Source organism: Massilia polaris (assembly GCF_012927275.1).
Classification (GTDB): domain Bacteria; phylum Pseudomonadota; class Gammaproteobacteria; order Burkholderiales; family Burkholderiaceae_D; genus Telluria_A; species Telluria_A polaris.
Map to the genome: position 1 here is coordinate 312,179 of NZ_JABBGG010000005.1, position 12,209 is coordinate 324,387.

Consider the following 12,209-nt stretch of genomic DNA (forward strand, 5'->3'; position numbering starts at 1 on the left):
AAGAGATACAAATTCTAAATACGACACAAAAAAACTGTGTACTTCTATTTTTATGTATCGTATTATCGATTCACAAATCACGTGATGGAGAACCACCATGTATGCACAGATGGTAGAAACGGGCCTCAAGAAGGTCCAGACGGAAGCGGACATGGGCGCGGAAGAACTCGCCTTCCAGCAGCGCATCGACGAAGGCATCAAGATCGAAGCGAAGGACTGGATGCCGGATGCTTACCGCAAGACCTTGATCCGCCAGATCTCGCAGCACGCGCACTCGGAAATCGTCGGCCAGCTCCCGGAAGGTAACTGGGTCACGCGCGCGCCGACCCTGAAGCGCAAATCGATCCTGCTGGCCAAGATCCAGGACGAAGCAGGCCACGGCCTGTACCTGTACAGCGCCGCCGAAACGCTGGGCGTGTCGCGCGACGAACTGCTCGAAGCCCTCCACTCGGGCAAGGCAAAGTATTCAAGCATCTTCAATTACCCGACCCTGTCGTGGGCCGACATGGGCGCGATCGGCTGGCTGGTCGACGGCTCGGCGATCATCAACCAGATCCCGCTGTGCCGCTGCTCGTATGGCCCGTACTCGCGCGCGATGATCCGCGTCTGCAAGGAAGAGTCGTTCCACGCGCGCCAGGGCTACGACATCATGATGAGCCTCGCCAAAGGCACGCCGGAGCAAAAGGCGATGGCGCAGGATGCGCTGAACCGCTGGTGGTGGCCATCGCTGATGATGTTCGGCCCGTCGGATGCCGAATCGGTCAACAGCGCGCAGTCGAGCAAGTGGCGTATCAAGCTGTTCTCAAACGACGAACTGCGCCAGCGCATGGTCGACCAGACCGTGCCGCAGGCCGAGTACCTGGGCCTGACCGTGCCTGATCCCGACCTCAAGTTCAACGCCGAAACCGGCCACTATGAATTCGGCGAGATCGACTGGAGCGAGTTCCACAATGTCCTGAAGGGCAACGGCCCGTGCAACAAGGAGCGCCTGGCGACCCGCGTCAAGGCCTGGGACGACGGCGCATGGTTCCGCGAAGCGCTGGGCGCGCACGCCGATAAAAAAGCAGCAGCACGCGCCGCGGCGTAAGCGGCTCACACTATAAAACTGGAGCACCGAATGAGCAAAGAATGGCCACTGTGGGAAGTCTTCATCCGCAGCCAGCACGGACTCGCGCACAAGCATGTGGGCAGCCTGCATGCACCGGACGCCGAAATGGCGGTCAATAACGCGCGCGACGTCTACACCCGCCGCAACGAAGGCGTGTCGATCTGGGTTGTGCGCGCCACCGACATCGTCGCCAGCAGCCCTGGCGACAAGGCGGCGCTGTTCGAGCCGTCCAACAGCAAAGTCTATCGCCATCCGACCTTCTTCCCGATGCCGGAAGAAGTCAAGAACCTGTGAGCGCGCCCGTGGACGCTAAACTCGACTACCTGCTGCGCCAGGGCGACAATGCGCTGATCCTGTCGCAGCAGCTGTGCAAGCTGTGCGGCAAAGGCCCTGCGCTGGAAGAAGACATGGCGCTTGCCAACGTCGCCCTCGACCTGCTCGGTCAGACCCGCATGTGGCTGACCTATGCGGCCGAACTCGAAGGCCTCGGCCGCTCAGAAGATCACCTGGCCTACCTGCGCGACGCGCACCAGATGCGCTGCTGCCTGATCGTCGAACAGCCGAATGGCGACTACGGCTTCACGCTGATGCGCCAGTTCCTGTTCGATTCGTGGCACTACTTCCTGATGCAGGGCCTGACCAAATCGAGCGACCCGCGCATCGCGGAAATCGCCGAGAAGTCGCTCAAGGAAGTGACCTACCACCTGCGCCGCAGCGGCGACCTGGTGGTGCGCCTCGGCGACGGTACGCCTGACAGCCGCCAGCGCATGCAATCGGCGCTCGACGCGCTGTGGCCGTATTCCGGCGAGATGTTCATCTACGACGACATCGACAATCAGATGGTCGCACAGGGCGTGGCGCCCGCCGCCGCAGGCCTGCGCGCATCCTTCCTCGAGCACGTCAGCGAAATCCTCGCCGAAGCCACGCTGGCGATGCCACCGGCCGACGCCTGGATGCAGCAGGGCGGCAAAGTGGGCAAGCACAGCGAACACCTGGGCTACACCCTGGCCGAGATGCAGTTCCTGCAGCGCGCTTACCCTGGGGCGGACTGGTAATGAGCGCGACGCTGGCCAGCACCGAGCAGGTTTGGGCCTGGCTCGGCGAGGTTTCCGACCCCGAGATCCCGGTGATCTCGGTGGTGGACCTCGGCATCGTCCGCAACGTCGAATGGCAGGGCGACGAATGCGTCGTCACCATCACGCCGACTTACTCCGGCTGTCCGGCGATGCAAGTGATCGCCGAATCGGTCACCGAGGCGCTGCACCAGCATGGTGTCGAGAAGGTAAGGCTGGTCAACCAGCTGTCGCCCGCGTGGACCACGGACTGGATGAGCGACGCCGGCAAGGTGGCGCTCAAGGGCTACGGCATTGCACCGCCGGCGCAGCAGGTGATCGACATCAGCGGCCTGACCGCAGGCGTCAAGCGGCGCCCGATGCCGGAGCTGGTGATCACATGCCCGAACTGCGGCTCCACCCACACCCAGCTGACCAGCCAATTCGGTTCGACGCCATGCAAGGCGCTCTACAAATGCCTCGACTGCCGCGAACCCTTTGATTATTTCAAGTGCCATTAAGGCCGACCAATGAGCAAATTCTATCCACTGCATGTCGCTGGCGTGCGTAACGAAACGCGCGACACCATCGCTGTCACCTTCGACGTACCGCCTGAACTGGCGGACAGCTTCAGGTACCAGCAGGGCCAGCACCTGACCCTGCGCGCGCTGATCGGCGGCGACGATGTGCGCCGTTCGTATTCGATCTGCTCCGCGGTGCAGGACAACGTGCTGCGTGTTGCGATCAAGCGCACGCCGGGCGGCCTGTTCTCCACCTGGGCCAATGAAAACCTGAAGCCTGGCGATACGCTCGAAGTAATGCCGCCGATGGGCCACTTCAACGTGCCGCTGGTTCCGGAAACGAAGCGCCACTACGCAGCATTCGCAGCCGGCAGCGGCATCACGCCGATCCTGTCGATCATCAAGACCACCTTGCAGGCGGAGCCGAACAGCCAGTTCACGCTGTTCTACGGTAACCGCGCCTCGTCGACCGTCATCTTCAAGGACGAGTTGACGGACCTGAAAGATGTCTACATGGAGCGCCTCAACCTCGCCTACGTGATGAGCCGGGAGCAACAGGACATCGAACTGTTCAACGGCCGCATCACCAAGGAAAAGTGCGAGCAGTTCATGCGCCACTGGATCCGTGTCGAGGACGTCGATGTCGCCTTCATTTGCGGACCGGAAGACATGATGCTGGGCGTCTCGGCGGCGCTGCAGGAAGGCGGCATGCCGAAGCAGAATATCAAGATCGAGCTGTTCGCCGCCAGCATCCCAAAGCACGAACACAAGCCGCGCCATTTCGATCCGACTGTCTCGCACGAGACCCAAGTCACGGTGATCATGGACGGCAGCCATACCAGCTTCACGATGGACAAGGACAAGGAGTCGATCCTCGACGCCGGCCTGCGCGCCGGCATCGACATGCGCTACTCCTGCAAAGGCGGCGTATGCTCGACCTGCCGCTGCAAGATCATCGACGGCAAGGTCGACATGGACGTCAACTACGCGCTGGAAGACTACGAGATCGCGCGCGGCTTCGTTCTCTCCTGCCAAAGCTTCCCGGTGACGGACAAGGTTGTGGTCGACTTCGACCAGGCTGAGTAAATAAAAAAATAACGGAGACCGAATGAACTACGAAAACATCAAGTTCCAGATCAAGGATGGTATCGCGCTGCTGACGCTGAACCGCCCGGACAAGCTCAATAGCTTCACGCAGGCGATGCACCTCGAAGTGCGTTCCGCGCTCGACGCGGTGCAGGCCGATGCGAGCGTGCGCGTGCTGGTGCTGACAGGCGCCGGCCGCGGCTTCTGCGCCGGCCAGGACCTCGGCGACCGCGCGGTCGAACCGGGCGCCAAGGGCGTCGACCTGGGCGACTCGGTCGAAAAATTCTACGCACCGCTGATCAACACGCTGCGGACCTTGCCGATGCCGGTCATCTGCGCCGTCAACGGCGTGGCCGCCGGCGCGGGCGCCAACATCGCGCTGGCCTGCGACATCGTGCTGGCTGCGAAGTCCGCCAGCTTCGTCGAAGCGTTCTGCCGACTCGGCCTGATCCCGGACAGCGGCGGCACCTGGCACTTGCCGCGCCTGATCGGCCACGCGCGCGCCACCGGCCTTGCCATGCTGGGCGAAAAGCTCCACGCCGAGACGGCGGAGCAGTGGGGCCTGATCTGGAAGTGCGTGCCTGACGAAGCGCTGTTCGACGACGCCATGAAGATGGCCGAACACTTCGCCGTCGCGCCGACCAAGGGCCTGGCCTTCACCAAGAAGGCGCTGCAAGCCAGTTGGGACAACACCCTGCCCGAGCAGCTCAAGCTGGAAGGCGAGATGATGCGCGAACTCGGTTACAGCCATGACTACCGCGAAGGCGTCGCCGCCTTTATCGAAAAGCGCCCTGCGCACTTCAAGGGAGAATGACGATGGCACAGGTTCTCGACAAGGGAAGCATCGTTGCGGTCGTAGGCAGCGGCGCCATGGGCACCGGCATCGCCCAGGTGGCGGCCGCCGCCGGCTACAAGGTCGTGCTGTTCGATGCGCGCCCCGAGGCGGTAAAGGCATCGATCACCGGCATCTGCAACATGTACGGCAAGCTGGCTGAAAAAGGCAAGATGACCGACGAAGAAGTGCAGGCCGCGAGCGACCGCCTTTCTGGCGCATCGAACCTGTCGGAACTGAAGGACGCCGCCATCGTCATCGAAGCGATCGTCGAAAGCCTCGATGTCAAGCGCACTCTGTTCGCCGACCTCGAAGGCATCGTGCAGGACGGGTGCATCCTCGCCACCAACACCTCATCGATCTCGGTCACCGCGATCGCGGCGCGCCTGCGCCTGCCGCAGCGCCTGGTCGGCATGCACTTCTTTAATCCGGTGCCGTTGATGTCGCTGGTCGAAGTGATCAGCGGCCTGGCCACCAGCCGCGAAGTCGCCGACACGGTCTATGCGACCGCCGCAGCATGGGGCAAGAACCCGGTTCACGCGAAGTCGACGCCAGGCTTCATTGTCAACCGCGTGGCCCGTCCGTTCTACGCCGAAGCCCTGCGCCTGCTGAACGAGCAGGCCGCCGACGCCGCCACCCTCGACGCCGTGATGCGCGAGGCGGGCGGCTTCCGCATGGGCCCCTTCGAGCTGATGGACCTGATCGGCCACGACGTCAACTTCTCCGTCACGCAATCCGTGTTCCACGCCTACTTCAACGACCCGCGCTTTACGCCGTCGGTGCTGCAGCAGGAAATGGTCAACGCCGGTTACTTCGGCCGCAAGTCGGGCCGTGGCTTCTTCGACTACACCCCCGGCGCAGCGAAGGAAGAACCGCAGACCGAAACGCATCAGGAACGTCCGGACGCGGTCGGACTCAGCATGGAGCCTGGCGTGACTGGCGCCGTCACCGCGCCGCTCGAAGAACGGCTGCGCGCAGCAGGCTTCAAGGTATCGCACCGCAAGGCGCTGCCGCATTCCGGCGAAAACGAAGCGCCTGCCTTCCACTGCAACGGCGCGGCGCTATTCCTGACCGATGGCCGCAGCGCGACCGAACGCGCGGCCGCCAACAAGCATCGGGACACAGTGCTGTACGACCTGGTGCTGGACTACGGCAGCGCGAAGCGTGTTGCGCTGGCGCGCGCCGACCAGTGCAGCGATGCGGCCTGGAACTCGGTGGTTGGCCTGTTCCAGGCTGCCGGCTTCGCCGTGACCCGCCTTGACGACGTTCCAGGCATGGCTGTCATGCGTACCGTGGCGATGCTGGCCAACGAAGCCGCCGACGCGGTCAACCAGGGCGTATGCAGCGCGCAGGCGGTCGACATCGCGATGCAAAAGGGCGTCAACTATCCGCGCGGCCCGCTCGCCTGGGCGGACTCCGTCGGCGTCGCCCATGTGGCCACGGTGCTGTCGAACCTCTCATCCACCTATGGCGAAGACCGCTACCGCGTCTCGCCGCTACTGCGCCGCAAGGTCGCAGCATCAGGGAAATTCCATGCATAAGGATATTCATCACGACGCGCAGGCGCTGGCCGAACTGGCCGGCAGGACGATGTGGGACCGCGATCCCGCCAGCCAGGCGCTCGGCATGAAGCTGAGCGAGATCCGGCCCGGCTACGCGTTGATGACGATGCCGGTGCGGCGCGACATGCTGAACGGGCACCAGACCTGCCACGGCGGCTACATCTTCATGCTGGCTGACAGCGCCTTTGCGTTCGCCTGCAATTCGCACAACCACAACACCGTCGGCGCCGGCTGCTCGATCGATTACGTGGCGCCGGGCCGTGAAGGCGAGATGCTGGTGGCGGAAGCGATCGAGCAAACGCTGAGCGGCAAGACCGGCGTCTACGACGTCAAGGTAAGCAACCAGGATGGGCGCCTGATCGCGCTCTTCCGCGGCAAGTCGCACCGCGTGAGCGGTCCGGTTGCCGAAGTCGCGGCATAAGTTTTTTGGAGGAGTCGAAGATGGTCCAACGCATTCCCGCCCAGGGCGACCTGGAACCGATCGAACGTGCAAGCCGCGATGAGCTGCAGGCCTTGCAGCTGGAGCGCATGAAGTGGTCGCTGAAGCACGCCTATGAAAACGTCCCGCACTACCGCGCCGCATTCGATGCCGCCGGCGTGCATCCGGAAGACCTGAAGTCGCTTGCCGATCTCGCCAAATTCCCGTTCACCGAAAAGAAAACCCTGCGCGACAACTATCCGTTCGGGCTGTTCGCGGTTCCGCGCGAGCAGGTCGTGCGCATCCACGCATCGTCCGGCACCACCGGCAAGGCCACGGTGGTCGGCTACACGCAGAACGACATCAACACCTGGGCCGACGTGGTGGCGCGCTCGATCCGCGCAGCAGGCGGCCGCGCGGGCGACATCTGCCACATCTCCTACGGCTACGGCCTGTTCACCGGCGGCCTGGGCGCGCACTACGGCGCCGAACGCCTTGGCTGCACTGTCATCCCGATGTCAGGCGGCCAGACCGAGAAGCAGGTGCAGCTGATTTGCGACTTCAAGCCGGACATCATCATGGTGACGCCGTCGTATATGCTCAACATCGTCGAGGAATTCGAGCGCCAGGGCATGAGTCCGGCCGAGTGTTCGCTGAAGATCGGCATCTTCGGCGCCGAGCCGTGGACCGACGCGATGCGCACCGAGATCGAGCGCCGCGCCGGCATCGACGCGGTCGACATCTACGGCCTGTCCGAAGTGATGGGCCCCGGCGTCGCCAGCGAATGCATCGAGAGCAAGGACGGCCCGGTCATCTGGGAAGACCACTTCTACCCCGAGATCATCGACCCGGAAACCGGCGAAGTGCTGCCGGACGGCTCCGAAGGCGAACTGGTATTCACCTCGCTGACCAAGGAAGCGCTGCCGATCATCCGCTACCGCACGCGCGACCTCACGCGCCTGCTGCCGCCGACCTCGCGCGCCATGCGCCGCATGGGCAAGATCAACGGCCGCTCCGACGACATGCTGATCATCCGCGGCGTCAATGTATTCCCGAGCCAGATCGAAGAACTGATCCTCAAGATGCCTGCGCTGGCGCCGCACTACCAGCTGCAGGTCTCGCGCGACGGCCACCTGGACAAGCTCGACGTGCTGGGCGAGATGCGCGATACGTCGCTTTCCGCTGAAGCCGTTACGGCGCTGTGCCGCGACCTCGAGCACCGCATCAAGACCTTCGTTGGCGTGAGCACCCGCGTGACGCTGGTCCAGCCTGAAGGTATCGAACGCACGATGACCGGCAAGGCGCGGCGCGTGATCGACAAGCGTCCAAAGACTTAAACAGAGGAGCATTCACTTGAACACAGCAAACGACGCATTCATCTGCGACGCCATCCGCACCCCGTTCGGCCGTTACGGCGGCTCCCTGGCAAGCGTGCGCGCCGACGACCTGGCCGCGCTGCCCATCGCCGCGCTGATCGCCCGCAATCCCGGCGTGGACTGGACGATGGTCGACGACCTCCTGTACGGCTGCGCCAACCAGGCCGGCGAGGACAACCGCAACGTGGCGCGCATGGCGGGCCTGCTGGCAGGGCTGCCTCCCGCAGTCCCGGGCAGCACCATCAACCGCCTGTGCGGATCGAGCCTGGACGCGGTGGGCATGGCCGCACGCGCAATCAAGGCTGGCGAAGCGAACCTGATCATCGCCGGCGGCGTCGAGCATATGACGCGCGCGCCTTTCGTGATGGGAAAGGCGGACAGCGCGTTCTCGCGCGCCGCGAAAATCGAAGACACCACGATGGGCTGGCGCTTCGTCAATCCGCTGATGAAGGCGAAGTACGGCATCGACTCGATGCCGGAAACCGCGGAAAACGTGGCGAAGGAATTCAACGTCAGCCGCGCCGACCAGGACGCGTTCGCGCTGCGCAGCCAGCAGCGCTGGGCGAAAGCCAATGCGGCCGGTTTGTTCAAGGACGAAATCGTCCCGGTAACGATTCACCTGAAAAAAGGCGAATCGCGCGTATTCGACACCGACGAGCATCCACGCCCGGACACCAGCATCGAGATGCTGGCCAAGCTGCGCGGCGTGGTGACGCCGGAAGGTACTGTCACCGCTGGTAACGCATCGGGAATTAACGATGGCGCCTGCGCGTTGCTGATCGCCTCGGGCGGCGCTGCCGAACGCTTCGGCCTGAAGCCGCGTGCCCGTGTTGTCGGCATGGCGCTGGCAGGTCTGGAGCCGCGTATTATGGGCTTCGGCCCGTCGCCGGCGACGCGCAAGGTGCTGGCGATGACTGGCCTGACCATCGGCGAGATGGACGTCATCGAGCTGAATGAAGCGTTTGCCGCGCAAGGGCTGGCGGTAACGCGTGACCTCGGATTGCCGGATGATGCGGAGCATGTGAACCCGAACGGCGGCGCGATCGCGCTCGGGCATCCGCTGGGCGCATCGGGCGCGCGGCTGGTGACGGCGGCGGTAAACCAGTTGCACCGGACCGGCGGGCGGTACGCGCTATGCACGATGTGCATCGGGGTAGGGCAAGGCATTGCATTGATCGTAGAACGAGTATAGGTATCCGCAGGGCGGGTAAGCGTGGCTGCCGCCGAGGCCGCACCCGCCCTACAAATTGAGAACGCCAACGATTCTAATAATGGAGACAACCATGTTCAAGAAAACCGCACTTTTCGCAGCACTCGCCCTGGCAGCAGCCACCTCCTTCGCTGCCGAGACCATCAAGATCGGCTCCGTCCTGTCGGTAACCGGCCCCGCCGCCTTCCTCGGCGACCCGGAACTGAAAACCCTGCAGCTGTACGTTGAAAAAATCAACGCAGCCGGCGGTGTCCTCGGCCGCAAGCTCGAACTGGTCCACTACGACGACGGCAGCGATGCGGCCAAGGCCAACAGCTTCACCAAGCGCCTGATCGAGTCCGACAAGGTCAACGTCCTGATCGGCGGCACCACCACCGGTGCGACGATGGCCATGGCCCCGCTGGTCGAACGCGCCAAGGTGCCGTTCATCTCGCTGGCAGGCGCAGTGGTCGTCATCGATCCGGTCAAGAAGTGGGTCTTCAAAACCCCGCACACCGACCGCATGGCCGCCGAGAAGGTGTTCGAGGACATGAAGAAGCGCGGCATCTCCAAAGTCGGCCTGCTGTCCGAAACCAGCGGCTTCGGCGCTTCCGGCCGCAAGGAGACCCAGGCCGTCGCCGCCAAATACGGCATCACCCTGGTCGCCGATGAAACCTACGGCCCGAAAGACACCGACACCACCGCCCAGCTGACCCGCATCAAGAGCGCGCCTGGCGTACAGGCGGTCTTCGTGTTCGGCCTCGGCCAGGGTCCGGCCATCGTCACCAAGAACTACGGCCAGCTCGGCATGTCGGCTGTGCCGATGTACCAGTCGCACGGCGTCGCATCGGATGAATACCTGAAGCTGTCGGGCAAAGTGGCCGAAGGCGTACGCCTGCCTACACCAGCGCTGCTGATCGCAAAAGCGCTGCCAGCCAGCGATGCGCAGAAGGCCATCGTCACCAGCTACGACAAGGACTACCGCGACCGTTACAAGGCCGAGCCATCGACCTTCGGCGGCTACGCACTGGACGCGCTGAACCTGTCGGTCGACGCGATCAAGCGCGCCGGTTCCACCGACGGCGAGAAAGTGCGCGCCGCGCTGGAAACCACCAAGGGCTTCGTCGGCACCACCGGCGTATTCAACATGTCGCCGAAAGACCATATGGGCCTGGACCTGTCCGCGTTCCGCATGGTCGAAGTCAAGAACGGCGACTGGCAGTTGCTGAAGTAAGGCTGGCATGCTCGCTCAATTTCTCCAGTTCCTGTATTCGGGAATGACGGTCGGCTCGGCGTACGCGCTTGCGGCGCTGGGTTTCACGATCATTTACAACACCAGCGGCGTGATTAACTTCGCCCAGGGCGAGTTCATCATGCTCGGCGGGATGCTGGCGGCCTTGCTGTCGGCCGGCGGCGTGCCGTTGCCGCTCGCGATCATCATCGCGGTGGTGGTCACCGGCGCGGTCGGGGTGCTGATGGAAAAGGTGGTCATTGAGCCGGCGCGCGATGCGCAGGTGGTCACGCTGATCATCATCACCATCGGCGCATCGCTCACCATACGCGGCCTGGTCCAGATCTTCCTCGGCAAAGGCACGCACGCACTTGCGCCTTTTTCGGGCGATACGCCGATCCAGTTCCTCGGCGCCAGCCTGCTGCCGCAAAGCCTGTGGGTACTAGGCGTCACGCTGCTGGTCGTCGGCGCGCTGGCCTGGTTCTTCGGACGAACCATGCTGGGCAAGGCGATGCTGGCCACGTCCAACAACCGCCTCGCGGCGCAGCTTGTCGGCATCGACACGCGCCGCGTGCTGCTGCTCTCGTTCGGCCTCGCGGCTTTGCTCGGCGCGGTCGGCGGCATCCTGGTCGCGCCGATCACCTATACATCGTATGACGCGGGCATCATGCTCGGGCTGAAAGGCTTCGTCGCAGCGGTGCTCGGCGGTCTTGGCGGCGGCGTTGGCGCAGTCGTCGGTGGACTGATCCTCGGCGTCGCGGAATCGATGACGGCCGGGTACATCTCGTCCTCGTATAAGGATGCGGTGCCGTTCGTGCTGATCCTGCTGATCCTGTTCTTCATGCCGCGCGGCCTGTTCGGCGCCAAGATATCGGAGCGTGTATGAAGTCATTGAATCAACGCTACGCGGGCTTGCTGGTGCTCGCCGTGATCCTGGCCCTGCTGCCGGTCGTGCTGACCAACCCGTTCTACATCGACGTCGCTATCCGCATCGCGCTCAACGCCGTGGTGGTCATCGCGCTCAACCTGTTGATGGGCTATACCGGCCAGATCAGCCTTGGGCACGCCGGCTTTTACGGCATGGGCGCGTATGCCTCGGCGGCGCTGACCACGCACATGAACTGGCCGCCGATCCTGGCGCTGGTCGTCGGCGCCGCCGCCACCGGCGTGCTGGCCTTCGTCGTCGCCCGTCCGATCCTGAAGCTCAAGGGGCATACCCTGGCGATGGCGACGCTGGGCCTCGGCATCATCATCTCGATCGCGATCAACAACGAATCGCAGTGGACTGGCGGGCCGGACGGCATCGGCGTCCCGGCTTTCACGCTGTTCGATTTCACGATCGAAGGCGAAAAGGCGTGGTACGCCGTCAGCGCTGCGCTGCTGCTCCTGATGACGTGGTTCGCGCTGAACCTGATCGATTCCCCGGTCGGCCGCGCGCTGCAGGCGATCCACGGATCCGAAGTCGCTTCGCGCGTCGCCGGCGTCGATACCGCCAAGTTCAAGGCGCGCGTGTTCGTGCTGTCGGCCGTGGTTGCGAGTATCGCGGGCAGCATCAGCGCCCACTACATCGGCTTCATCACGCCGGGAATGGCAGGCTTCTTCCATTCCATCGAGCTGGTGACGATGGTGGTGGTGGGCGGCATGGCATCGGTGTTCGGTTCGATCATCGGCGCCGCGCTGCTGACCGTCCTGCCGCAACTGCTGCAGACCTTCGAAGGCTGGGAGGTTGTCGTGTTCGGCGTGATCCTGATGGTCACCATGATCTTCATGCCGAAGGGCCTGGTGCCGAGCATCGCCCAGCGCCTGCGTTCGCGCAAACCGAAGGAGGTATAAG

13 protein-coding genes are annotated in these 12,209 nt (G+C 63.8%); all 13 read left to right on the forward strand.

The genetic code is table 11. The annotated features are described in order from the left end of the window. Positions 1–97 precede the first annotated feature (97 nt). The 13 genes from paaA (at position 98) to HHL21_RS11245 (ending at position 12,208) form a co-directional block, all read left to right on the forward strand. Entirely contained in the window at positions 98–1,087 is a 990-nt protein-coding gene (paaA, locus tag HHL21_RS11185; protein ID WP_169465730.1) for a 1,2-phenylacetyl-CoA epoxidase subunit PaaA, read from the forward strand. Between the two features lie 30 nt (positions 1,088–1,117). Beyond that, a complete protein-coding gene (paaB, locus tag HHL21_RS11190; protein ID WP_169465732.1) occupies positions 1,118–1,402 on the forward strand; it encodes a 1,2-phenylacetyl-CoA epoxidase subunit PaaB in 285 nt (94 codons plus the stop codon). An 8-nt stretch (positions 1,403–1,410) separates the two neighbouring features. Continuing rightward, positions 1,411–2,163, forward strand: a complete 753-nt coding sequence (gene paaC / locus HHL21_RS11195; protein WP_169465734.1) for a 1,2-phenylacetyl-CoA epoxidase subunit PaaC — start codon at positions 1,411–1,413, stop codon at positions 2,161–2,163. Beyond that, a complete protein-coding gene (gene paaD / locus HHL21_RS11200; protein ID WP_169465736.1) occupies positions 2,163–2,681 on the forward strand; it encodes a 1,2-phenylacetyl-CoA epoxidase subunit PaaD in 519 nt (172 codons plus the stop codon). The genes paaC and paaD overlap by 1 nt, the downstream gene beginning before the upstream one ends. 9 nt (positions 2,682–2,690) lie before the next feature. Next, complete coding sequence (gene paaE, locus HHL21_RS11205) at positions 2,691–3,767, forward strand: 1,2-phenylacetyl-CoA epoxidase subunit PaaE (protein WP_169465738.1); 1,077 nt, start codon at positions 2,691–2,693, stop codon at positions 3,765–3,767. A gap of 22 nt (positions 3,768–3,789) precedes the next feature. Continuing rightward, positions 3,790–4,581 (forward strand): 2-(1,2-epoxy-1,2-dihydrophenyl)acetyl-CoA isomerase PaaG, encoded by a 792-nt coding sequence (paaG, locus tag HHL21_RS11210; protein ID WP_169465741.1) that lies wholly within the window; start codon positions 3,790–3,792, stop codon positions 4,579–4,581. A 2-nt stretch (positions 4,582–4,583) separates the two neighbouring features. Next, positions 4,584–6,140, forward strand: coding sequence for a 3-hydroxyacyl-CoA dehydrogenase PaaH (paaH, locus tag HHL21_RS11215; protein ID WP_370659707.1), 1,557 nt, complete (start codon positions 4,584–4,586; stop codon positions 6,138–6,140). Continuing rightward, the gene (paaI, locus tag HHL21_RS11220; RefSeq protein ID WP_169465745.1) at positions 6,133–6,582 is read left to right on the forward strand and encodes a hydroxyphenylacetyl-CoA thioesterase PaaI; all 450 of its coding nucleotides are present in this window, start codon (positions 6,133–6,135) and stop codon (positions 6,580–6,582) included. The genes paaH and paaI overlap by 8 nt, the downstream gene beginning before the upstream one ends. 20 nt (positions 6,583–6,602) lie before the next feature. Continuing rightward, on the forward strand, positions 6,603–7,916 hold the full coding sequence (gene paaK / locus HHL21_RS11225; RefSeq protein ID WP_169465747.1) for a phenylacetate--CoA ligase PaaK: 1,314 nt from the start codon (positions 6,603–6,605) through the stop codon (positions 7,914–7,916). Positions 7,917–7,932: 16 nt separating this feature from the next. Continuing rightward, positions 7,933–9,147, forward strand: coding sequence for a 3-oxoadipyl-CoA thiolase (pcaF, locus tag HHL21_RS11230; protein ID WP_169465750.1), 1,215 nt, complete (start codon positions 7,933–7,935; stop codon positions 9,145–9,147). 91 nt (positions 9,148–9,238) lie between these two features. Continuing rightward, entirely contained in the window at positions 9,239–10,378 is a 1,140-nt protein-coding gene (locus tag HHL21_RS11235) for an ABC transporter substrate-binding protein (protein ID WP_229496317.1), read from the forward strand. Positions 10,379–10,385: 7 nt separating this feature from the next. Next, positions 10,386–11,261: a branched-chain amino acid ABC transporter permease gene (locus HHL21_RS11240; protein ID WP_169465755.1), complete on the forward strand. Its 876-nt coding sequence runs from the start codon at positions 10,386–10,388 to the stop codon at positions 11,259–11,261. Continuing rightward, positions 11,258–12,208 carry a branched-chain amino acid ABC transporter permease gene (locus tag HHL21_RS11245; protein ID WP_169465757.1) on the forward strand — a complete coding sequence of 317 codons (951 nt, stop codon included), beginning with the start codon at positions 11,258–11,260 and terminating at the stop codon, positions 12,206–12,208. Before HHL21_RS11240 ends, HHL21_RS11245 begins: the two co-directional genes overlap by 4 nt. Position 12,209 lies beyond the last annotated feature (1 nt).